Origin of the sequence: Arcanobacterium phocae, assembly GCF_900105865.1 — a bacterium.
Classification (GTDB): Bacteria; Actinomycetota; Actinomycetes; order Actinomycetales; family Actinomycetaceae; genus Arcanobacterium; species Arcanobacterium phocae.
In genome coordinates this window covers 173,840-195,573 of record NZ_LT629804.1, presented here as the reverse complement: position 1 = coordinate 195,573, position 21,734 = coordinate 173,840, and the positions used below count along the sequence as shown (strand labels likewise).

The window sequence follows — 21,734 nt, the reverse complement described above, 5'->3', positions numbered from 1 at the left end:
CGCCACACTTAGTTCTCGATTACGCATGGGAAATATCAGTTCCAGCTGTTCTACTTACGGTGCTTGGTCTAATTGGTCTTATAAATATGGCGCGGTTAGTGCCAAGACAATAGCGTACTGGCACTATTTATGGATGGAGCCCGGAGGTTTTCTCCGGGCTCCACTCAGTTAATCGTTCAGTTGATTAGTAGTCAATCTTTTCGGCATCTTCATCAACCCAATCGAACGTGCGGGTGACGGCCTTCTTCCACAGACGCATCTGACGATCGCGCTCTGCCTTAGGCATCTTCGGCGTGAACCGCTTGCCTTCCTTCCAGTTAGCGATAACGTCATCTTCGCCGTTCCAGAAACCAACTGCGATACCGGCTGCATATGCTGCGCCGAGGGCAGTTGTTTCGGCGACTTCTGGTACCACAACGTCAACTCCAAGCAGATCCGCCTGGAACTGCATGAGCGTGTTGTTCGCGGTCATACCGCCGTCGACGCGCAATTCAGTAAGATCGGCCGAAGAGTCAGCATTCATAGCCTCAAGAACTTCAGCAGTCTGGAATGCGGTAGCTTCCAGAACTGCGCGAGCCAAGTGGCCCTTGTTATTGAAGCGTGTTAAGCCAACGATTGCGCCGCGAGCATCGTCCTTCCAATATGGAGCGAAAAGGCCAGAGAACGCTGGAACGAAGTAGACTCCGCCGTTATCTTCAACTGTCTCGGCTAGCTCCTCGATCTCGGGAGCGGTTGAAATAATGCCGAGGTTGTCGCGTAGCCACTGAACAAGAGATCCGGTGACTGCAATCGAACCTTCAAGTGCATAAACCGGCTCTTGGTCGCCAATCTTGTAGCATACGGTGGTGAGCAGGCCGTTTTCTGACGTTACAGCTTTATGGCCGGTGTTAATGAGCATGAAGCAACCAGTGCCGTAGGTGTTCTTCGCCATGCCCTTCTGGAAACACGCCTGACCGAAGGTTGCAGCCTGCTGGTCTCCCAAAATACCGGAAATCGGGGTGTCAATCAGCAAGGAGTTCTTTGCACCATGACCATAAACTTCGGAGGAGGAACGAATCTCTGGCAGCATCGACATCGGAATGCCCATCTCGTTACAGATGCTTTCATCCCACGTTAGCTTGCGAACATCCATAAGCATCGTTCGGGAAGCGTTAGTGACATCAGTGATGTGGACGCCACCGTTTGGTCCACCGGTAAGATTCCACAAAACCCAGCAGTCGGTGTTGCCAAACAGGAGATCGCCGGCTTCAGCCTTTTCCCGAGCGCCTTCGACATTGTCCAAAATCCACTTAATCTTCGGCCCAGAGAAGTAGGTTGCTAGGGGAAGACCACAGATATCCTTGTACTTGTCTGGGCCTTCGTCGCCAGCGAGTTCCCGGACGATAGCGTCGGTACGGGTGTCTTGCCAGACGATTGCGTTATAAATCGGTTCGCCAGTGTTCTTATCCCACACCACCGCAGTTTCGCGCTGGTTCGTGATACCTACTGCCGCGATCTCGTGGCGGTTAATATCAGCCTTCGACAGAGCCTGACCAATAACCTCACGAATATTATCCCGAATCTCGATTGGATTGTGCTCAACCCAGCCAGCTTTTGGGAAAATTTGCTCGTGTTCTTTCTGGCCAAGAGAAACGATCTCGCCGGAATGGTTGAAGACGATAGCGCGGGACGATGTGGTTCCCTGATCGATTGCGATTACGTACTTTTTCTCAGTCATTGAGTAGTCCTAACTTAGTAGCGTTTGACGACGTCGTCGTCGCCAATAAATAGTGTGGTTTATAGTCCGGCAATGTTGAGTGTATTAGCGCCGAAGAGCAGGCCAGCAAGAACTGCGCCGATGATCGGACCAACCACCGGTACCCATGCGTATGCCCAATCCGAACCACCCTTGCCCTTGATTGGCAAAATTGCGTGCATAATACGTGGGCCAAGGTCGCGGGCAGGATTGATTGCGTATCCAGTCGGGCCACCGAGGGAAGCACCGATAGATACGATAACAAGGGCTACCGCCAACGGGCCAATCTGTGTAGGAGTACTACCGTTAATGATGACCCAGGCTAGTAGAACGAAGGTTCCAATTGCCTCAGTAATAATATTTGAGGTGTAGTTACGAATCTCTGGAGCGGTTGCAAAAGTACCAAGAATCTCTGCTTGGTTTTCATGAGCATTGTAATGGTCCTTGTAAGCCAACCAAGCGAGCGCTGCACCCACCATAGCTCCAACCATTTGGCCAGCAATGTAGGCAGAAATGGTAGCAAATGTAATAGCAACGCCAGGGACGAACTCCTCTGCTCCGGTTGCTGCGATACCAAGAGTTACTGCGGGGTTAAGGTGTCCGCCGGTTTTCCAGGCGCCATAGACACCAATCATGACTGCAAAACCCCAGCCAAAGTTGATGAGCAACCAACCAGTGCCTTTTCCTTTGGACTTCGTAAGCAATGTTGTGGCAACAACGCCAACGCCAAGAGTAATAAGTAATGCTGTACCGATCATTTCGGACACAAAAATTTCGAGAAGATTCATATTCTCCGCCTTTCCCTACCCGCCTCATTGCGGGGAGCGTGATAACACGAATGCTGACGTGTAATCCAGCACACACTTCTACTTTTACATATATTGGGGTGTGTTGTTAAGGTGAAATCTCAGATGCACATCCGTGCATGAATATCTGTAAATTATGCACTTGTTTTCGTTATCGTTTGTTAAATCGACCAGCGCTGTGCTGCCAACATTTGAGTCAGCACTTCTTGAGCTTCCTGATAAGAAACTCGGCGAGCACCCTTAGCCTCGAGATCGCGATACATCTGTGGCTCGTGGAAAAAATGAGCAATACCGCGGCGCAGCAAGTTAGGCAGCGGTTTACGTGCCTCATCAAGATCACGCATCAACCGGAACCAGAAGGTTTGAACTCGTGGCCGTGAAATACACAAGGCATCTGCCAAGATACCCTCTTTACGTAGATCATCAACAATCTCAGCGGCAAAAATACCTTCCGCCAAGACATGGCGCCGGCCATCCATACTCAGTATTCGTTCACTGACGCGAGCATTCGAAGGCATGTCATAAATAGGAACAGTTGTTTCGCCCTTCGTGCATAACTCAACTAGTGCGGTGACTGCACCTTCGCGATCCCAGGTTGCGGGGGAATCCCAGTCCACCATACCGTGCCGATGTGGTAACCCCGGCCGATCGCCGTCGTAATAAAAATCGTCTAAAGAAACCACGGGAAGACCGGTCCGTGACGTAAAACGAGTCTTCCCGCTACCAGACGGGCCAGTAACCAAAATAACCTTCGCACGGGGCACACGCTGCGTGCCTTCCGGAAGGTCGAACAAGCCATCATTACTCAGTGGGGTGGACATAGCATCCAGTTTACAACCAACGGCACCCCGTCATCAGACGAGGTGCCGTGGCATTGTCAACTGTGAATTAATGCTTACTTAGCAAAGACGTTCCCGAGCCCAAGCGCGTGATGCATAATCTGCACCGGGTGAACAACTTTCGCGCCGGTGCCCTTGGCGATCTGCCAACGGCAGGTATCGGTCTCACACGCAGCCAGGCGAGGATTAGTACTCTTGACCATGTCGAACAGTGGCTTACCAACACGCTGTGCGACTTCGTACTTTTCCTTCTTCAAACCATACGTTCCGGCAATACCACAGCACGGTTCGCCAGACTCGACCACCTTAACTCCTGGAATGGTTTCCATCATGCGAATTGCTGGCATACCAATACCTTGGGACTTCACCTGGCACGGCTGGTGATATGGAACAGTGATATCCCAGTGATGCAAATCTTCGACTGGGAATTCGCCCTTGTCGATCAATTCGAGCAAGAACTCAGACAGCTCCACAACGCGCGAACCAACGTCGTTTAGCACCGGATCGTCCACGCCCATAATTTCGTGAGCTTCGTGGCGCAACATACCGGCACAAGAACCAGAAGAACCAATAATGGTGAGGCCTTCGCCGGCATCGGCAAGCTGGCGCGCCAGCTTCTTAACCTGTGATTCTGCACGGCCGAACAAGCCGTTTGATTGATGTGCCAAGCCACAGCAGCCTTGCTTTGGAACGAGCACTTCGTAGCCTAAGTATTCCAGAACTTCAACGGTAGCCTTCGATGTTTCAACCTCGAAATAGCCACCTGCACAGCCGTGGAAGAACACGAGCGGTCCACGTGGTGCAATGTAGTCCGCACCCAACTTTTGGTCACGTTGCCGCTTGTGCTTCTTGTACCAGCCGTGGAAGGTTTGCATCCGCGCCTTTGGCATTGGTGCGTCCCGGTGTACTCCCACAACTTTTTCAATGACCGTACGGATAGGCTTGTTAGCCAATACCACGTTTGCGATTGGAGCAACCGGAGTTAGAAGCATGCCTTCGAGAATGGTCTCTGGAATGATGCGATCACGGATCGGCATGTGATCAGCTTTCATCACTGCACGCGCTTGCGCATTGATTTCCGCAATCTTCACGCCTTGTGGACACGACGTCGTACAAATACCGCAGCCGGAGCAGTAATCGAGCGAATAATCGACAGATTTACCCGCCCGGAAACGTTCAGCTTGTGGACCGACGAACTTCGGGCCGGTGAACAAATCCGTTGCCCGAATAACGGGGCACTGAGATTCACAGATCGTGCACTTAACGCACGAATCAAGGGACATACGCGCCAGAGACGCTTTGGCGTATTCCAGGCTCATCGGTTTTCTCCTTCGCTCATTGCAGCATGAGCTGCCGCCCAAGCTGAACCTAACGCGATCCCTTCGCCGGACTTTTCTGCTGGGGCATGTGCCCCGCCGATTATAGATCCAGCCAAGTACATATTGTGGAAGACGGCGTTGCCGTCCTCATCGGTTGGGTGCATCTTCTCGTCTACGAGCACTCCAGAGCTGAAAATATTCTCAGCGTGGTGTACAGGGAGATCGAAAGCGCGTTCAAAAATGGTACCTTCCGGGGTTCGGGTGAGTGAACCAGATTCAAAACCACCACCGGCATGGATGACCGCATCGACTTCAGCCACGGTAACTCGGCCAGCGCGCTGAATATGAACCGCGGTGATACGGCCATTTTCGTGGTCGCAGCCAATGACTTGTGCGTTGTTCGAGAGGTCCACGCGAGAAGCTTTAGCTGCCTGGACTAGGGCGTCGTTAATACGACGGCCCGGAACTGACGGCGGTGCTACGGGGACTTCGCTAATCCGTACGCCTAAAGATGCAACGATGTGCTCGTAGCTTTGTGGCTTTAGTCCAAGCATGGCTGGGACCAACAGAATTTCATCCGGTTGTGCCTGCCCGCGCAGAGCGCTAACAAACGTTTCGCGCCCTCCCGGAGTGTCTAAGAAACGGGCAATATTCGTTGCCGCTGAATCGGCTTCGTGCGAACGAATATCCAAGCTGATCGTGATTGCTCGTGCCGTAACGTCAACCAGCGGGGACCGGCTGAGGTTATCAGCGATCAGCTGTGCTGGGAAGTCCTTGAACTGCTTAAGTCCGACGACGACGAGCTTTTGCCCGTCTTCCAACGCAGACATAGTTGAATGTAAGCCGAGCATTGGGCGAACTGCACCCACCGCCGTCGGCACTAGCGCGTTCGATTCTTCCCCAGCGGGGAATGAAAATGCTGGAATTCGGGAACTGAGCCAGCCGATGCCCTTGCGGACAGCATCTGCTCCGATCTGAGCATAAGGATGAGAAGTACCGCTAAGTTCCGCAACTTTCTCAAACGGCTGGGACACGGGTACACCGTCAGGGGTCCAACCGTAAACGTCCAGGCCGCCGGAAGACAACAACAATCCGCCGATTCCCTTAGAAACGATCTCTACCCGGTGTCCTGCTTCGGTCAACATCATAGCGGTGGACAGTCCAGCGAGTCCTGCGCCTACAACCACAATTTTCATCAGTTGTCACCTTCTTCGTTAACCGAGGAGTCAGTGTGGGCCATACGTGGACCAACAAGTTGGGTCTTAGGTGGAGTTGGCCGGCCGTGAACCATTGCCAGATCTCCAGTTGCCAGCTTCGCTTCGGAACTTGGTGCCGGGAGGTGGTCAATGTCAAGAGTGCCCTGCAAAATCCACTGGTTGAGCGCAGCTTCACGCATTTGCTCGCCATACAGCAGTGGGTAGACGCCGTCGAAACGGTTTGTGGTAAATAGCCGGAGCATCGTTGAGGTGCGGTCGGCAGCTGCTGGGGCAGAGCCTTCAGCAGTAGTAGTTTCTGCCTTGCGATAGACCTCATGCATCACGCCAGCAGCGCGGATCGCGCAGAAGGTGCCTTGGCATGGACCCATTCCTAGGCGAGTCTGCCGGCGAACATCGTCCAAGTTAGCTTCCGGCTGAGCAGCGAGTTGGTCTTCAATCATCGACCGTGTAACAAGCTCGCATTCGCACAGTACTGAATCTTGATCGCGGGTGGCTTCAACCTTAGCCAGCCGGTCAGAATTGCGGTGCGTGCGCTTGCCTTTAGCCGAAGGGACGGCTTCGGTTTCGGTGGTACACGGACGGTTTTCGCCCCAGTGTTCCATAAGTGCATCAACCACGTTCTTCGCCATAAGACGATATGTGGTGAGTTTTCCACCGGCAATCGTAAACATTCCGGAAATGCCATCGCGTTCGGAATGATCAATAATCGCCATACCACGGGACATGTGACGGGTATCGGTGGACGATACGCGTGAGTCCTTGACAAGTGGACGTGCGCCAGCCCAAACGTGGACTGCGCGAGAGTTCTTGAATCCAGGGATAAGGACTTCGCCAGCGTTGAGCATCTGGATAACTTCATCATGCTCAATTTCGAGGAAGTCGGGGTTTTCAACGGCCTTATCGGTGGTGCCAATGATGGATACGGTGTGAGCTGGGACGATAATGTCGCCGTCGGCCGGATGGATACACCGGTTAATGACGCGGTGGGAGAGGCGGTGGTTCATGGCGATCATGATTCCGCGGCCGGGGACGACGTCGACGCCGTGTGCGCCAGCCATGGCTGCCACTTGGCCTGCCCACGGACCAGCTGCATTGAGTACTGCCCGGCAGTTGATGTGGATCTGCTCACCAGTTCGCTCATTTTGGCAGATGACTGCAGAAACTGTGCCGTTGGTATGAATGATCTTGGTGGCCTTGTGATAGGTCAGAGCTTGGGAGCCGAGTGCACGGGCAGATTCGATAAGTCCCCAGCACATACGCCAGCCATCAACTGCACCGTCTTCGACGGCGAAAGCACGCTTGATTCCCGGATTGAGACGTGGTTCCAACTGCAATGCTTTGCTGACTGAAATTTCTTCGCATGGCACACCAGTGTCTTTGGCGCCTTGCAAGAACCGATCAGAGAACTCTAGGTCATCTTCTGGAGTAACAACGAACAGACCGCCGGTCTCTTCGACTGCATCAGAATGGATCCGTCGGATAATGGCGTTCTCTTCGGCGCATTCGGTTGCGGATCGGGGATCCGACACGACATAGCGTCCGCCGGAGTGCAACAGGCCGTGGAAACGGCCGGACGTTCCTTGCGCAACATCAGCGCGTTCTAGCAGTATTGCGTTAAATCCACGCATAGCCAAGTCGCGCAAAATGCCAGCACCGGTGGCACCGCCGCCGATTACCACAACATCGGTTGACAATGTTTTCATGGCATCTTTTCCTCACTCTTTATTTGTGCGCATCGTTGCACACCTGGTTCTACTGTAATGTTTTATGGTGCACTCATCTCATTAAGTGACCCTAATTTTTGGATCATGAACAACTGTGCACGATCGTTCATGTAGAGTGAGAGGTGTTCCGTATTCACTGGAGTGGCAGAAAGATGAGATATGGCAGAACGCGTAAATACCGCATATGAAGCAGCAATGATGCATTATGTGCAAGGTGAAACAATGGAAACTATCGCTCGCCGGTTAAACGTTTCGCGCTCTACGGTTTCTCGTCTCATCAAATCAGCTCGCGATGAAGGGTTAGTGCAGATCACCTTGCATCCGCCGCAGGAAGTTGCTTCCACTATTGCTACCTGGGTAAGCGATACATATAATGTGCGAACTCACGTGGTGCCAGTACCGTTCCAGGCCAACGAGGTACGTCGTCTGAACGCGGTAGCTCAAATGGCTGGTGTGCTCATTTCAGGATTAATGGAACCAAACACAGTAATTGGAGTGGCCTGGGGCAATACTGTTTCCGCTATTGCCGATCATCTAGTGCCACGGCAGGCCGCCGGATCGGTTGTGGTACAGCTAAACGGAGCCGCGAATCCGTCAACAACAGGGATCCCTTATGCGGGGGCAATCATGGAAGCTTTCGGGCGAGCCCACGGCAGCATGGTCCAGCATTTTTCGGTTCCAGCGTTCTTTGACTACACTGCAACCAAAGAAGCCTTGTGGCGCGAGCGCTCCATTGCGTCGGTACGCAAACTCCAAGCTTCGGCAGACGTAGCAGTGTTCGGGGTTGGGTCCATGACCGGGCACAATGTTTCGCTCGTGTATTCGGGCGGTTATCTTAGCCCGCAAGATCTCATGGCTATCAAAGACGACGGCGTTGTTGGCGACGTCTGTACCGTCTTATTGCGGGCTGATGGAACCTGGCGAGACTTGGCGATTAATCAACGTGCCTCTGGGCCAACACCGGATGAGCTGTCGCATATTAAACGCCGGATCTGTGTTGTTTCGGGTATTGATAAAGTGGTGGCTGCTCGGGCGGCGTTGCGTGCCGGGGTAGTAACGGATCTTATTATTGACGAAGACGCTGCCGCGCGGTTACGTGAAATTAGCTAGTTAGTTATGTGGTAAACGGTAGTGTCCAGCTTTTGTCTGAACGAGTAGGCCATCGCTTACCAGCCCGGACAATGCTGGCGTAAACCGCTGGCTCGGAAGCTGGCTACGTGCGATTAAGGTTTCTTCTGCAAACGACTGGGATGGTTGTGCACGGAAAATTTTCATAATCATACCGCGCGCTTGCCGATTCGTACCGACCCATTTCTGAGTTGTCCGAGTAGGTGCGTAAGCATCGGCTGGGTAGCCAGCCTTTTTCCATTCACATACGTCGACGACGGGACACTCCTCGCACCGCGGATTCCGTGCCGTACATACCAGTGCGCCAAATTCCATAATCGCAGCGTTCCAACGCCATGCTTGTGCTGGATCAGTAGGAACAAAACTACTAGCGCGGTTACGTTCGGCCTGAGTTTGCGTTGGGGCGGGCAGTGCCTCGCCATGCCAGCGTGCTAAGACTCGCCTGATATTTGTATCGAGCACGACCGAATAGTCCTCATAGGCGAAAGCAAGCACTGCGTCGGCAGTGTAGGGACCAATTCCAGGCAAACTCAGCAGGTCCTCCCGCTGCCGTGGAACATTCCCAGCAAATTGTTGGACGATTGCTTGTGCGCATTCGCGTAGCCGCAAGGCTCTACGAGGGTAGCCCATTCGGTCCCACGCTAATAGAACGTCTGCTGGGGTCGCAGCTGCAAGGTCTGTTGGGGTCGGCCACCGTTCTAACCAGGCTTGCCAGGTTGGTTCAACCCGCGATACTGGGGTTTGCTGGCTCATAACTTCGCATAACAAAATTGCCCACGGATCGCGAGTTTGTCGCCACGGCAAGGGGCGGGCTTCGCTAGCAAACCAGTTTGTTAAATCGTGGTAGAGAGATGAATTTTCCGGCATCGTCATGGAATAAGGTTAGCTGCTGCCTGTGCGAGTGCTTCACGCTGCTTTGTGGTGAGGTGACGCCCGTTAATGTAATCATGTGCCCATAAACCATCGGCTATGAGCTGGACCAGATAGGCTCGGCAGGCTTGTTCGTCGGTTGTGATGTTTTCTGGAGAACACGTCCACTGGTCAAGTTTATCCGCCCAGATCGAATACATCTGCGGGTCAGAAGAAGCGTCAATCGTCATCATGAGTTCAGCTCGGGTGGCTGCATTTTGCGATACTGCTAAATTAGCGCGAAGTTTCGTAGCGACGTCGTCGGCGTCGTCGTCCCTAACTGCGTCAAGCAAACGTTGTTCCCAGCACTGAGCCATATGTTCGTGAACGTCGTGAATCATCTCTTCACGTGACGGAAAATGATAAATCAGTCCAGATTTACTCATTCCGCTCCGGGTAGCAACCGCATCATAAGTTACGCCAGCCACCCCAGATTCTTCGATAATCTCGACGATCACGTCGAGGATGTCGGTCTTTTTATTCGTGCGCATAAGGCGTCTCCTTTGGATTGCCACGCAAAGCATAGGCGGTAACCAGTGCGGCAAAAATCGTGATGACGATGATAAGTAAAATAATATCCAGATACGCGGCATCGTAACCGGCGCGGGCAGTATCGGCTAACGTTGGATGAGCTAACCCATCATAAATCGATGTGCTGATTTCTTCCGGCACATTGATTCGGTAGAAGAACGGCAACAAACTACCAACTATTGCCACAGCTACGACGGTGCCAATTTCGTACGAGACTTCTTCTACCGCTGCTGCCATGCCGGCTTTGCGGCGCGGTGCAGAGCCGATAATCGCGGTAGATGAAACGCTCATAACTAATCCTACGCCAGCACCCATTAATGCCAGACCAACAATAGTTAGCCACAACATAGTGTGTGAAACACCGAAGTACATCGCGGTTAACCCTAGGGTGGACGTAACTAAGCCACCGGAGATAAGAGTCCGGAATCCGATGATGTGAACGATTGCGCCGCCGATAGCTGACGTGAAGAATGACGATAGCGCCGCCACAGCTACTAGCATTCCAGCTTGGAGCGGAGTGAATCCAGCAGTTAATTGGAAACGCTGGGTTGTCATCAGTTCAGATCCACCCAAAATAAAAAGTGTCATACCAGCGGAAATGACTCCTGCGGTAAACATCCAGGATCGGAAAATTTCGAATTCCAAGAGTGGTTCGATGAGTTTGTCTTGCCGGAGCTTGAAAGCTACTGCGCCAACGATGCCAGTTGCTAGCGAAATAACTACGACCCACAGGTTTTGTTGACCCGAGATTTCCTTGATGAACATGACCATGCCAAGCATGGCGAACATGGCGTACACACTCGAAATGAAATCCCAGTGTTTGCTTGGGTTAGCTTGATTAGGTGGTGCTATCGCAAACGTTGCAATAAAAGCTGCGATAGCTACCGGAATGTTGATTAAGAAGATAGAACCCCACCAGAAATGTTCAAGCAAGAAGCCTCCGATAACTGGGCCGGTGGCTGCACCGAGCGTTGAGGTGGCCGCCCAGATACCGATGGCGGTGGCCAGCTCGCGAGGATCTAAAAAGGTGGTGCGGATCAGTGCCAGTGTGGCTGGCATCAGTGTTGCGGCTGCAAACCCGAGGATAGCTCGAGCTCCTACCAGCCACCACGGACCTGGAGCAAAAGCCGCTGCCAATGATGCGAACGAAAAGATGATTAATCCGATCATCCACATTCGTCGATGACCGATTTTGTCTCCTAGGGTTCCGGTGCCGAGTAAGAGTCCGGCTAAAACAAGTGGGTAGGCATTGATGATCCACAGATTTTGCAGTTCCGACGCATGTAATACTTCGCGTAGGCGGGGAAGCGCAGTATAGAGGACAGAGTTATCGACTCCGACGAGGAATAAGCCGGAGCTGAGTACAGCTAAGAAAAGCCACTTACGATGTGCAGAAAGTGGAGAATCATAACGAGCATTCAACATAACCGTAACTGTACCGAACGTTCGGTATGGTTATGAAGCGTGGTTGGCGTTTCGTCATCGATCTCTCACTCATTCAGCTAGCAACAAAATCGCGTGAGCCAGAACATGTATCGGCGTGGACGTTTCGTTCAACGGCGATCGCCAGCTACGGTTGAATATGTGAATACTAAACGTGGTCCTGGTTCTCGTCCTCCACGCAAGGGCGGGCGTCCAACGCCGTCGTCGGCGACTAATCGAACGCCTATGGAGCGTTCGGAGCGCAGGCGTAACCAAGAGCAACGTCCACGAACTGTCCAAGCTCGTCCGCGCAGGGTGGAAAATAAGCGCGTGAATCCAACGGTTCAGCGTCGGAGAGCCGCTCGAGCGCAGGCCAGTCGGGAGGCTTTGCTGCGGCGCCGTCGGACAAGGAAGCGGATCGCTGGTGTTGTGGGTGCGATAGTGGTGATAGCAGCTACGATCTGGCTGGTGTCCTTTTCGCTACAAAAGATTCAAGAGCAAACTGCGCCACCTGACCCGGCACGAGTATTTGATCCGGTGCCGTGCTCTGTTGACGATTTGTCGGCCACGTTGTCTCATCAGGGTTCAGTCTCTGGGCGGCCAGTGAATATTGGGATTAAGGTAAAGAATTCGCGGAGTAAAGCTCCGTGCGTGATGGAAACTAGTCCTAAAGATTTCAAGGTCACGATTGAAACTGGTGATCTGAAAGTTTTCGATTCAGCCACGTGTGACGTAGGTGTTTCCGCCCCGCGCTTACTCTTGAGTAAAGATGTTGAATCTAACCAAAAAATTACCTGGAATGGAATGTATTCGGGCAAGCTCTGCTCAACGACGACTCCTGCAAATCCAGGAACGTATATTGCCCGCGTATACTATCTTGGCGAAGAACTAACAGCTAAAGGATATGCCTTTGAGCTGGTCGCACCTGCGCCACCACCTGAAGCTAAACCTGCTGAGTAGCTCTACTGGGAAACTGGGAGAACCGTATTTACTGCTTGCTTGACGTCGGCTACTCTCCGAATTGTTAGGTTTCCCGGAGCGGATACATTATCTGCGCTGGCTGGAATCAAGGCGATATTAAATCCTAGCCGGGCAGCTTCGTTGATCCGTTGCTGGATGCCGACGACGGGGCGTAACTCTCCAGTCAGCGACACTTCACCAAGCGCCACAACACCAGGAGCTAGCGGTAAATCTGCTGCGGCAGAAGCAAGCGCGAGTGCAGTAGCGATATCTACACTGGGTTCAGTGGCTTTCGCGCCACCAACTGTGGAAACAAAAACATCGGACCGATCGTATGCAATGCCCAATCGTGACTGCAAAACAGCTATCATCATGGCAACTCGGGAAGAATCAACGCCGGAGGTGGTACGCCGCGGTGGGCCACCGGCTGGAACCCGTAGTGCCTGCACTTCTACCGGCATCGGACGGCGTCCCTCTAGCGTGATAGTGACGCAGGTGCCAGGAACAGTAAGATTACGGGCACTTAAAAACAGCCCGGACGGATCTGCAAGGCCCCGAATACCAGAATCAATCAGCTCGAAACAGCCCACTTCGTCGGAAGCGCCATAGCGATTCTTTACTGCTCTCACCATGCGCAACCGTGAATGTTTATCGCCTTCGAACTGGCAGACCACATCAACCAAATGTTCCAAAACCCGCGGGCCAGCGATCGAGCCCTCTTTAGTAACATGGCCGACCACAATTATTGGAAGATCTGAGCTCTTAGCGCGATTAACTAACGCAGCCGTAACTGCCCGAACCTGAGCCACTCCGCCAGCCGAGCCCTCTACATCCGGATCAGCAATCGTTTGAACAGAATCAACGATCAACAACGATGGGCGAGAAGACTCCACATGGCCAAGTACTCGAGCCAAATCAGCTTCTGCAGTAAGTAACAGATGCGGATGCAACGCACCGATGCGTTCTGCACGGGAACGAACCTGTGACGCAGATTCTTCTCCCGTCACGTATAACACCGGATTCTTGCCAGCTGTAGCAGCTTCTGCTGCGGCCTTCGCTGCCACATCAAGCAATAACGTAGACTTACCTACTCCTGGTTCACCAGCGAGCAAAATAACCACACCGGGAACAATGCCGCCACCAAGTACCCGATCAAGCTCACTAACGCCAGTAGGCGATTTAACCGACGCTTGGCTACTGACATCAGTAATAGGTTGTGCCGGACTATGCGGAGTCAACGGGATAACAGTGCGTGCAATGCTGCCAGTTCCATGTTCCACAACTGTGCCCCACTGCTGGCATTCGCCACACCGGCCTACCCATTTCGAGGTAGTCCAGCCACATTCGGTACAAACAAAAGATGCTTTAGTTTTCGCCATAGCCACACCCTACCAACCAGGTCCGACACATTTTCAGAACACCGCGTTACAGCCGGTTGGCGAATGTTTCTAGCAACGTCGGCTCTCCCGAAACAATCAGCGTATCCCCGCTCGACACTAGTGTTTGTGGGGTTGCGTATTCGAACGGTTGCCCATGTGATTTCACGCCGATCACCCGCACCCCAAACCGCTCTTGAATCCGGCTTTGCTCTAGGGTAAAGCCAATCATGTCCTTCGGTGGCAACATCTTCACGATGGTGAACTGGTCTTCCATCTCGATATAGTCAAGCATTTTTCCTGAAACCATGTGGGCTACGCGCTGACCGGCGTCGTATTCCGGATAAACAACATGATTGGCGCCGATACGCCGCAAAATTGTGCCGTGTTCGCGCGACGTCGCTTTCGCCCAGATCTCCCGCATCCCCATGTCAACCAAATTTGCGGTGATTAACACGCTGGCTTCGAGCGACGTACCTACACCAACAACAGCAATCTGGAAATCCTGTGCGCCTAACTGATGCAGCGCTTCAGCCGATCGAGCATCTGCTTCAACCACGCGGAAACGATGCGACCACTGCTGGGCTAAATCCGGATCAGACTCTACCGCCAACACGTCGCGGCCTAATTTATCTAACGTTACTGCAATAGCTGAACCAAAACGTCCCAGCCCAATCACCAAAACCGCATCTGGACTTTCGTTAGAAACTCGAGCCATATCTCTTCTTTCTCTGGAATACCGACAATTCTAGGTTAGCCGATAACCGGGCGTTCTTCTGGGAGCCGGATAACCCGACGACGATTGCGCAACGCAAGTGCAGCGGCTAAGGTCATCGTTCCCACGCGTCCCAGATACATCAGCACGATAAGAATAATTTGCGCGGATTCGGGGAGAGTAGGTGTGATACCAGTTGACAGTCCACAGGTGGCGAATGCAGAAATAACTTCAAACAGCACTTGGGAAAGCGAATAGTTGGTGATTTGGAGGATAGCGAGCGTTGCTGTTCCCACCAAAAATGCGCCCAAAAAGGTAGCAGAAATAGCAAGACGAACGACGTCTGGTGGAATGCGTTTGCCAAACGCCTCGGTGTCACGATCACCGCGTGCTTCGGCCACAATGGCGAGTACCAGCACGGCAAATGTTGTTACCTTAATCCCGCCGCCGGTTGATGCTGATCCGCCACCGATAAACATGAGAACGTCAATGAAAAACCAGGTTGATTGTTCCATTTGCCCGACGTCGAGCGTTGCCAGTCCGCTCGAACGCGGGGTAGTAGCGTGGAATAGCGTTGCCAGAATTCGATCTGACCCGCTTAGTCCGCCAAGCGTTGCCGGATTGTTCCACTCCAACAAGCCGATCACAATAATCGAAATGCCGAGTATCGAACCGTAGGTGACGAGTGTCAGCTTGGAATGTAACGTCCAATCATGTGGGTGGCGCAGGTGTTGAGCGATGTTTAACGTAACTGGAAAGCCAACGGCCCCAACGATCGTTCCTAAAATAATCGGTAGGCTTACGGCCCAGTTGCCAACGAATTGTCCAAGTCCATCGGCTAAAACTACGAAGCCGGCATTGTTAAACGTTGATACAGCCATAAATAAGGAGTGGCCCAGTGCGCTTATAAAGGATGGATCGATGCCAACGAACGTTGCCAAGAAGATAAGGGTTAAAACAGTCTCAGCCACCAGTGATGTTGCGATGACAGCGCGCAGTAAGGCTCCGACGTCGCCCAGCCGGCTTTTCGTTTCCGTTGCCGCGAGCATACGTTGCGTCAGTCCTAAGTGTCGGGAAACCGCCAGTGCCAAAATAGATGCAATGACCATGACGCCTAATCCGCCGATCTGGATACCTAAAGCCAGAACGATATCTCCGAAAACTGTCCATTGAGTAGCAGTGTCGACGACGGTCAGGCCGGTCACGCATACCGCTGACGTTGCTGTGAATAGTGCAGTGACGAAAGAAGTGCTTCCGGGGGTGCGAGTTGCGAACGGTAGCATCAGTAGCAAGGTGATAGTAAGAATGAGGGCCGCAAAGACGAGCATTGCTAGGCGAGCAGGGGAACGCCGTGCCAGGGAGTTTATGTAAGAACGAACTGAATGACCGGTAGTGCCAGTATCAGAATCGGGACCTAACGACATGCGGATATCAAAGCGTCCACGGCCTGATGATGGCAGCTGTGGAGGAACTCCGTGCGCCACGAATTTTTCTCCTTGATAACTGAAAATTAAATCCCTTCAAGCCTATCGCGCTCGAGTTGTAAATGTGGCATTGATAGCGGTTTATGGCGTACCGGAAGCCGTAATCTAGCGAACAAACCTGAGTGTTTAAGGTGTGGGTTGAGGGAATATCAGGTACAATCGACTAAGAACAGAGTGTTTCGGTACGTGGCGTTTTTCACCACGGACGAAATTGAGAAGAAGCACCAATAATGTGAATCCTTCGAGCTTGCCAAGCTCGCCGATACGAGAACGGACACGTAGATGGCTCAACTCCCATCATCAACACCGCAGTTCTTCACTGTGGCCGAAGTTGCTGATATGACGCGGGTTTCGCGGATGACTGTCTATCGTATGGTCCACTCGGGAGAGCTCCCGGCAGTTCGTGTTGGCAACTCGTATCGCGTTCCTAAATCGGCAGTTGATCAACTGCTTACTGGAGGAGCGGCGGTAGATTTCCGTGAAGCATCCGGATCTTGATTCGTTTGCACAGCTCAAAATCATGTAGAATCTGTTCTGTTCGTAATCGCGGCGTAGCCGCGGCAGTTCCAAGTCCGGAGGTAACCTGTGGGTTCCGTTATTAAGAAGCGTCGCAAGCGCATGTCGAAGAAGAAGCACCGCAAACTGCTTCGCAAGACTCGTCACCAGCGTCGCAATAAGAAGTGATGAAAATCGAGAGCCTACGGGCTCTCGATTTCTATCTGCGCTAATACGTTAGCACTTCAGTGGTAGGTGGCTTTAGGGCGTGTCTCGGGTTAAACTAAGATGTCAATGGTTGAAATCAGAAGAAAAACCATTTAAGATAGTTAAAGATTAAACATTATTTCACTCAGTTAGGGTAGGCATACCATGGCGGAAACACGATTGCTTGACCAAGAAGAGCAACAGGCATGGCGGAACTTCCTGCGTGGCCAAGCGACAGTACATGATGCGATAAATCATGACGGGCTTGAAAACTTTGGCTTAGCGCTTCATGAATTTGAGGTGCTTGTGCGACTTGCTGAAGAACCAGAACAGCAGTCACGAATGTCATCATTGGCTACCGGATTGGTTCATTCACGCTCACGCCTGACCCACACTGTTGCGCGCCTGGAAAAAGCTGGATATGTGCAGCGCTTCCAGTGCCCGCACGATCGGCGTGGAATCTTTTGTCGGCTCACCGATGAAGGGCAAGAAAAGCTTGAGTCGGCTACGCCGCAACATATTAAATCGTTGCGCCGGTATTTCCTCGATAAACTCTCACGCGAGGAACTGCTAACAATTGGCGAAATATTCGCCAAGCTCATTGACGATGAAGAAACCGAGAAGCGGGTTTGTGGGCAGTGATCCCGCGATCTAGTAAGCTAGGGCGTATGGATATCACAACGGTTCACTTAGTTCGTCATGGAGAAGTAGATAACCCGGAAGGCGTTCTGTATGGTCGCCAGCCTGGATATCATTTAACTCAGCTAGGCCACCAGATGGCTGCAAAGCTTGCCCAAGCATTTGACGGGCATGATATTCGTACCGTTATTACTTCGCCGCTAGAACGCGCAATTGAAACCGGTACCCCAACTGCACAACATTTTGGTTTAGATATCAAGACCGATGAGCGCGTCATCGAAGCTGACAACAAGTTCGAAGGGCTCGATGTTAATTCCAACCGGTGGAAGCTGGCGTCGCCGAAATTCTGGTCCTGGTACGCAAATCCACTAGAGCCATCATGGGGCGAGCCGTATACCGATATCGTAGCTCGAATGTCAGCCGCGATCTCAGATGCGATCACTCAGGCACGTGGCGGTGAAGCTATTATCGTCTCCCACCAGCTCCCGATCTGGACCATGCGTCGGTTCATTGAGCGACTCCCATTGGCTCACGATCCTCGCAAGCGCGAATGCTCGTTGGCTTCCGTAACAACATTGACGTTCGTTGGCCGTCAACTGATCTCGTTGGATTACTGGGAGCCGGTCGAAGATATTCTCGATCAGGCGGCCGATATGGTTCCAGGCACGTCGAAAGCACAGATCAAGAAATAGTTCTTGTAGGCATCAGCCACTGTGCTTGCCGTAAAGTCCGCCGTCGTCGTCGGAATCGTCGCTTTCCTTTGGTAACTCTTCTTCTGGATCTAAGCCAGCTTCGGCTCGTTTTTGTTGCTCGTAAGCACGACGACGATTACGGGCCTCAAGACGCGCGAGAAATTCCGGATCGTCGTCGGGAGCTACTGGTCCGTTCGATTTAGTGCCGGTGCCAAAAGGCTTACGCAAAGAATCAGACGATAGCGTAGTTCCAGAGCGGAACAAATCTTGGTTCTTGAAAAATAGCCACAAGAGAGGCCCGATTAACGGCACAATAAGGGTTAAAACCGCCCACGCTGCCTTAGGGAGCCGTGCCGGGAGCTTATTGCGATCGGTTCGTAGCACATCAATAAAAGTGTAGATGTGAAGTGCTAACGCTGTTAAAACTATGAGTATTCGAGCCACGTCTTATAGTCTATTGAACTTTTCGATGTAAAGATAGCTCACGGGTGTCAGCTGAGCGCAAAAACGATGAAAAACACGATGGCATAGAGTAGCTCAAAGAGGCCAGTGTATTTCAAAACAACGATAAGATCCTTACCCTGCGCGCCATCCTTAACACGTTTGATTGGGAAAGCAAGTATCGCAAACAAGATCATGCCCAGCAGTGCTAGGGGGCCATCGATGATCATCTCGGTAATACTCAGGATAATAACCGCGACTATGAGCATGGCAGCGTAGGAAATACGTGCCCAGCGATCGCCTAAACGTACCGCCAACGTGATTTTGCCGGCTTGGGAGTCGCTCGGAATATCACGGATATTGTTTACCATCAGCAACGCGCAGGCAATCAGGCCAACACCGGTGCCAGCCGCCCAGGCATACCAGGGAGCACTGTTTGTTTGTACGTAGGCAGTGCCAACTGTTGCCATCCAGCCGAAAAATGCGAGCACAAAAACTTCGCCTAGACCCATGTACCCGTATGGGTGAGAACCGCCGGTGTAGTACCAAGCGGCGAGGGTAGCAGCCGCACCCAACGCAATCAGCCACCACTGGCCGGAGAGGGCAACTAAGGTAAGTCCGGCGACGCAGGCAAGAGCGAAGAAACTCAGGGCAATAACGAGCACGACGCGGGGGCGAACCTTGCCGCCACCGGTGAGTCGAGGCGGTCCTTGACGGACGTCATCTGTGCCGCGAATCCCATCGGAATAGTCGTTTGAAAAATTCACGCCGACCTGGAATGCCAACGCGACGAACGCCGCTAGCAGCGTTCGCGGGAGCGAAAACCCTGAATCGAAAATCGCTATTCCGGCACCGATAATTACTGGTGCAACTGCTGCTGGGAGGGTGCGCACACGAGCGCCTTCGAGCCAATCGTTAACTGTTACCACATGAAAAGTATAGGCGAGCAGCGGCGGTAATGGCACGGCGGTCTATTTTGCCAGAGTCTTTCAGCGGCCAAGAATCGTATCCGAGGGTAGCGAGTGGGACGAGCCGGCGCGGTTGCCATCCAGTCCCTAAACTGTGCTTGATGCGGTCACGGATTTGCTTTTCCGCTCCTCCAGACAAAGGCGAAACTCCTGGTTCAAGGATCGCTACCGCTGATTCACCCCATATTTGATCAGGGACGCCGACGACGATCGCCCGCATCCCGGTGAGCTGCTCGAGTTTTTCCTCCACAAGATGCGGAATGATGGTCAGGCCACCAGTAGTGATGGCGTCGTCGATCCGGCCAAGGACGCTGAGTGTGCCATCGGCGTTGAACCGACCGTGATCCCGGGTGTGGTACGTAGCGGTTAATGGGCAGGATTGCGCACTGGCGGTCAGCAACCCGGCACCAGTCACCATAGCCCCAGTGATCGAAATCTGGCCCGAGTCTGTCAGCTCAATAACAGCATCGCCGATCGGTCGCCCATCGTACACACAGCCACCGCATGTTTCCGTCATCCCGTAGGAGGTATGGACGGTCAGGCCAGCATCGTGGGTTTGAGCCAGTAACGACGACGGCGTTGCGGCGCCACCCACTAACAACACAACTGAGCGGGCTAGGGTGGTTAGCCGGCTATCGGCCAAAATACGGCGTAATTGGGTGGGGACAACCGAGCAATAGGTTGGTTGGCTTGCATCCGCGGACGGCAGCACCTCGGTTAATGATTGGTGTAGTGGCGCAACACCAGCGAGCACTGAGCGCACAATCGTCTGGAATCCAGCAATATGGTGTAATGGCAAATCGGCTAGCCAGCGTCCCGGGCCGTAGAGAGCCTGATGGGTAGCGTGTGCTGAGGTCCGCAGTGAATGCCACGATAACGGCACAATTGTACCGGTGCCAGACGTTGAACCTGAGGTGCGCATCAACAATCCAGTACCTACCGGATAGCCGGCGTGCGCAATCTCCGCATGCGCCTGAGCTGGATCAACATTCGGGCCGACCATAAAAAGCGGAGCCGAAAGCTCGCCTGCTAAACCAGCACGGACATAGTCCTCGACCGCCGGCAATTCGCTACCGTCACACACCACCACGATTGGATCATCGTAGGCGAGGACGAAAGGTGAATCGGGAGCCGTCATTATGCGTAGAACGGGAAATCGTCCCAGCGCGGTGGGCGCTTCTCTAAGAATGCGTCCCGGCCTTCTTGTGCTTCTTCGGTCATATAGGCTAGGCGGGTTGTTTCACCGGCAAACACTTGCTGACCGGCGAAGCCGTCGTCAGCCAAATTGAACGCAAACTTGAGCATACGCAAGGCTTGCGGCGATTTCGTCCCCATAATCTGGGCGTATTCGCACGCCTTGTTTTCTAGCTCTGCGTGGGGAACTGCCTCATTGACTACGCCCCAACGCTCGGCATCTTGCGCCGAATATTCGCGTGCTAAGAAGAAAACCTCGCGCGCCCGCTTATCGCCAATTTGGCGGGCCAGCAACGCCGAACCATACCCGGCGTCGAACGAACCTACATTGGCATCAACCTGCATAAAACGAGCATGCTCGATTGATGCGATCGATAAATCGCACAACACGTTCAACGAGTGACCGCCGCCAGTGGCCCACCCGGAAATCGCACCAATGAAGATCATGCCAGAATTACGCATGAGCCGCTGAACTTCGAGGATATGCAACCGGCCAGCCCGTGCTGGATCAATCGAATCGCGAGTGGCTTTGTTGGCTTGTGGATCGTCGTCGCCACCGTCATAACGGTAACCGTCCCGGCCGCGAATGCGCTGATCCCCACCAGAACAAAACGCCCAGCCGCCGTCTTTAGTAGACGGACCGTTACCGGTGAGAATAACGCAACCGACTTCACCAGTTAACCGGGCATGATCTATCGCGCGATACAGCTGGTCAACCGTTTCGGGCCGGAACGCATTGCGGACTTCCGGACGGTTAAACGCAATACGTACCAAAGGTAGATCCCGTTCGCTGACAACACTCCCATCGGTAGCAAATTCACGTTCCACGCCACGATGATAAGTCACATCAGCATCTGGAAAACCATCGACCGACCGCCACCGGCGCGGATCAAAAATCTCAGAAACTTGCTCAGGTAATGGTGAAATAGTCAT

Annotated in this window: 22 protein-coding genes; 6 read left to right on the top strand and 16 right to left on the bottom strand. The window is 52.9% G+C overall.

The annotated features are described in order from the left end of the window. Positions 1-184: 184 nt before the first annotated feature. From glpK to glpA, 6 genes are all read right to left on the bottom strand, one after another. Positions 185-1,717, bottom strand: coding sequence for a glycerol kinase GlpK (gene glpK, locus BLT51_RS00860; RefSeq protein WP_091278754.1), 1,533 nt, complete (start codon positions 1,715-1,717; stop codon positions 185-187). A gap of 59 nt (positions 1,718-1,776) precedes the next feature. Then, entirely contained in the window at positions 1,777-2,523 is a 747-nt protein-coding gene (locus BLT51_RS00855) for an MIP/aquaporin family protein (RefSeq protein ID WP_091278752.1), read from the bottom strand. A gap of 179 nt (positions 2,524-2,702) precedes the next feature. After that, a complete protein-coding gene (locus BLT51_RS00850; RefSeq protein ID WP_091278751.1) occupies positions 2,703-3,362 on the bottom strand; it encodes a uridine kinase family protein in 660 nt (219 codons plus the stop codon). Positions 3,363-3,436: 74 nt separating this feature from the next. Continuing rightward, positions 3,437-4,699 carry an anaerobic glycerol-3-phosphate dehydrogenase subunit C gene (locus tag BLT51_RS00845; RefSeq protein WP_091278749.1) on the bottom strand — a complete coding sequence of 421 codons (1,263 nt, stop codon included), beginning with the start codon at positions 4,697-4,699 and terminating at the stop codon, positions 3,437-3,439. Further along, positions 4,696-5,895: a glycerol-3-phosphate dehydrogenase subunit GlpB gene (gene glpB / locus BLT51_RS00840; RefSeq protein ID WP_091278748.1), complete on the bottom strand. Its 1,200-nt coding sequence runs from the start codon at positions 5,893-5,895 to the stop codon at positions 4,696-4,698. The genes BLT51_RS00845 and glpB overlap by 4 nt, the downstream gene beginning before the upstream one ends. After that, on the bottom strand, positions 5,895-7,619 hold the full coding sequence (gene glpA / locus BLT51_RS00835; protein WP_091278747.1) for an anaerobic glycerol-3-phosphate dehydrogenase subunit GlpA: 1,725 nt from the start codon (positions 7,617-7,619) through the stop codon (positions 5,895-5,897). The genes glpB and glpA overlap by 1 nt, the downstream gene beginning before the upstream one ends. Before the next feature lie 180 nt (positions 7,620-7,799). Between glpA and BLT51_RS00830 the strand changes: the two genes are divergently transcribed. After that, positions 7,800-8,750, top strand: a complete 951-nt coding sequence (locus tag BLT51_RS00830; protein ID WP_091278745.1) for a sugar-binding transcriptional regulator — start codon at positions 7,800-7,802, stop codon at positions 8,748-8,750. Here BLT51_RS00830 and BLT51_RS00825 read toward each other — a convergent pair whose 3' ends face one another. Genes BLT51_RS00825 through BLT51_RS00815 form a run of 3 tightly spaced genes read right to left on the bottom strand, consistent with a single transcriptional unit; the run spans position 8,751 to position 11,633 of the window. Beyond that, on the bottom strand, positions 8,751-9,641 hold the full coding sequence (locus BLT51_RS00825) for an HhH-GPD family protein (RefSeq protein WP_231943955.1): 891 nt from the start codon (positions 9,639-9,641) through the stop codon (positions 8,751-8,753). Further along, positions 9,638-10,168, bottom strand: coding sequence for a TetR/AcrR family transcriptional regulator (locus BLT51_RS00820; protein ID WP_091278743.1), 531 nt, complete (start codon positions 10,166-10,168; stop codon positions 9,638-9,640). The genes BLT51_RS00825 and BLT51_RS00820 overlap by 4 nt, the downstream gene beginning before the upstream one ends. After that, entirely contained in the window at positions 10,155-11,633 is a 1,479-nt protein-coding gene (locus tag BLT51_RS00815; RefSeq protein WP_091278741.1) for an MFS transporter, read from the bottom strand. Before BLT51_RS00815 ends, BLT51_RS00820 begins: the two co-directional genes overlap by 14 nt. A gap of 93 nt (positions 11,634-11,726) precedes the next feature. Between BLT51_RS00815 and BLT51_RS00810 the strand changes: the two genes are divergently transcribed. Next, on the top strand, positions 11,727-12,590 hold the full coding sequence (locus BLT51_RS00810) for a hypothetical protein (protein WP_157672840.1): 864 nt from the start codon (positions 11,727-11,729) through the stop codon (positions 12,588-12,590). Positions 12,591-12,592: 2 nt separating this feature from the next. Here BLT51_RS00810 and radA read toward each other — a convergent pair whose 3' ends face one another. Genes radA through BLT51_RS00795 form a run of 3 tightly spaced genes read right to left on the bottom strand, consistent with a single transcriptional unit; the run spans position 12,593 to position 16,165 of the window. Then, the gene (radA, locus tag BLT51_RS00805) at positions 12,593-13,969 is read right to left on the bottom strand and encodes a DNA repair protein RadA (RefSeq protein WP_091278738.1); all 1,377 of its coding nucleotides are present in this window, start codon (positions 13,967-13,969) and stop codon (positions 12,593-12,595) included. 46 nt (positions 13,970-14,015) lie between these two features. Next, positions 14,016-14,684 (bottom strand): potassium channel family protein, encoded by a 669-nt coding sequence (locus BLT51_RS00800; RefSeq protein ID WP_091278736.1) that lies wholly within the window; start codon positions 14,682-14,684, stop codon positions 14,016-14,018. 35 nt (positions 14,685-14,719) lie between these two features. Next, entirely contained in the window at positions 14,720-16,165 is a 1,446-nt protein-coding gene (locus BLT51_RS00795) for a TrkH family potassium uptake protein (protein WP_091278733.1), read from the bottom strand. 282 nt (positions 16,166-16,447) lie between these two features. Here BLT51_RS00795 and BLT51_RS00790 point away from each other — a divergent pair, with 282 nt between their 5' ends. The 4 genes from BLT51_RS00790 to BLT51_RS00775 all read left to right on the top strand — a co-directional run bounded on the left by BLT51_RS00790 (position 16,448) and on the right by BLT51_RS00775 (position 18,198). Continuing rightward, positions 16,448-16,663 (top strand): helix-turn-helix domain-containing protein, encoded by a 216-nt coding sequence (locus BLT51_RS00790; RefSeq protein WP_091278731.1) that lies wholly within the window; start codon positions 16,448-16,450, stop codon positions 16,661-16,663. Positions 16,664-16,750: 87 nt separating this feature from the next. Beyond that, positions 16,751-16,849 (top strand): 30S ribosomal protein bS22, encoded by a 99-nt coding sequence (locus tag BLT51_RS00785; RefSeq protein WP_005504750.1) that lies wholly within the window; start codon positions 16,751-16,753, stop codon positions 16,847-16,849. Positions 16,850-17,032: 183 nt separating this feature from the next. After that, the gene (locus BLT51_RS00780) at positions 17,033-17,509 is read left to right on the top strand and encodes a MarR family winged helix-turn-helix transcriptional regulator (protein ID WP_091278729.1); all 477 of its coding nucleotides are present in this window, start codon (positions 17,033-17,035) and stop codon (positions 17,507-17,509) included. A 26-nt stretch (positions 17,510-17,535) separates the two neighbouring features. Beyond that, positions 17,536-18,198, top strand: coding sequence for a histidine phosphatase family protein (locus BLT51_RS00775; protein ID WP_091282450.1), 663 nt, complete (start codon positions 17,536-17,538; stop codon positions 18,196-18,198). Between the two features lie 12 nt (positions 18,199-18,210). Here BLT51_RS00775 and BLT51_RS00770 read toward each other — a convergent pair whose 3' ends face one another. Genes BLT51_RS00770 through BLT51_RS00755 form a run of 4 tightly spaced genes read right to left on the bottom strand, consistent with a single transcriptional unit; the run spans position 18,211 to position 21,728 of the window. Beyond that, on the bottom strand, positions 18,211-18,642 hold the full coding sequence (locus BLT51_RS00770) for a PLD nuclease N-terminal domain-containing protein (protein ID WP_091278727.1): 432 nt from the start codon (positions 18,640-18,642) through the stop codon (positions 18,211-18,213). Between the two features lie 47 nt (positions 18,643-18,689). Further along, on the bottom strand, positions 18,690-19,568 hold the full coding sequence (locus BLT51_RS00765) for a 1,4-dihydroxy-2-naphthoate polyprenyltransferase (RefSeq protein WP_091282448.1): 879 nt from the start codon (positions 19,566-19,568) through the stop codon (positions 18,690-18,692). Continuing rightward, entirely contained in the window at positions 19,555-20,745 is a 1,191-nt protein-coding gene (locus BLT51_RS00760) for an AMP-binding protein (protein ID WP_091282446.1), read from the bottom strand. The genes BLT51_RS00765 and BLT51_RS00760 overlap by 14 nt, the downstream gene beginning before the upstream one ends. Continuing rightward, entirely contained in the window at positions 20,745-21,728 is a 984-nt protein-coding gene (locus tag BLT51_RS00755; RefSeq protein ID WP_091282444.1) for a 1,4-dihydroxy-2-naphthoyl-CoA synthase, read from the bottom strand. Before BLT51_RS00755 ends, BLT51_RS00760 begins: the two co-directional genes overlap by 1 nt. Between the last annotated feature and the right edge of the window lie 6 nt (positions 21,729-21,734).

Bases quoted from the DNA above. Each gene is read 5' to 3' on its own strand.
- glpK (WP_091278754.1), bottom strand. From the start codon at position 1,717: ATGACTGAGAAAAAGTACGTAATCGCAATCGATCAGGGAACCACATCG.
- BLT51_RS00855 (WP_091278752.1), bottom strand. From the start codon at position 2,523: ATGAATCTTCTCGAAATTTTTGTGTCCGAAATGATCGGTACAGCATTA.
- BLT51_RS00850 (WP_091278751.1), bottom strand. From the start codon at position 3,362: ATGTCCACCCCACTGAGTAATGATGGCTTGTTCGACCTTCCGGAAGGC.
- BLT51_RS00845 (WP_091278749.1), bottom strand. From the start codon at position 4,699: ATGAGCCTGGAATACGCCAAAGCGTCTCTGGCGCGTATGTCCCTTGAT.
- glpB (WP_091278748.1), bottom strand. From the start codon at position 5,895: ATGAAAATTGTGGTTGTAGGCGCAGGACTCGCTGGACTGTCCACCGCT.
- glpA (WP_091278747.1), bottom strand. From the start codon at position 7,619: ATGAAAACATTGTCAACCGATGTTGTGGTAATCGGCGGCGGTGCCACC.
- BLT51_RS00830 (WP_091278745.1), top strand. From the start codon at position 7,800: ATGGCAGAACGCGTAAATACCGCATATGAAGCAGCAATGATGCATTAT.
- BLT51_RS00825 (WP_231943955.1), bottom strand. From the start codon at position 9,641: ATGACGATGCCGGAAAATTCATCTCTCTACCACGATTTAACAAACTGG.
- BLT51_RS00820 (WP_091278743.1), bottom strand. From the start codon at position 10,168: ATGCGCACGAATAAAAAGACCGACATCCTCGACGTGATCGTCGAGATT.
- BLT51_RS00815 (WP_091278741.1), bottom strand. From the start codon at position 11,633: ATGTTGAATGCTCGTTATGATTCTCCACTTTCTGCACATCGTAAGTGG.
- radA (WP_091278738.1), bottom strand. From the start codon at position 13,969: ATGGCGAAAACTAAAGCATCTTTTGTTTGTACCGAATGTGGCTGGACT.
- BLT51_RS00800 (WP_091278736.1), bottom strand. From the start codon at position 14,684: ATGGCTCGAGTTTCTAACGAAAGTCCAGATGCGGTTTTGGTGATTGGG.
- BLT51_RS00790 (WP_091278731.1), top strand. From the start codon at position 16,448: ATGGCTCAACTCCCATCATCAACACCGCAGTTCTTCACTGTGGCCGAA.
- BLT51_RS00780 (WP_091278729.1), top strand. From the start codon at position 17,033: ATGGCGGAAACACGATTGCTTGACCAAGAAGAGCAACAGGCATGGCGG.
- BLT51_RS00775 (WP_091282450.1), top strand. From the start codon at position 17,536: ATGGATATCACAACGGTTCACTTAGTTCGTCATGGAGAAGTAGATAAC.
- BLT51_RS00760 (WP_091282446.1), bottom strand. From the start codon at position 20,745: ATGACGGCTCCCGATTCACCTTTCGTCCTCGCCTACGATGATCCAATC.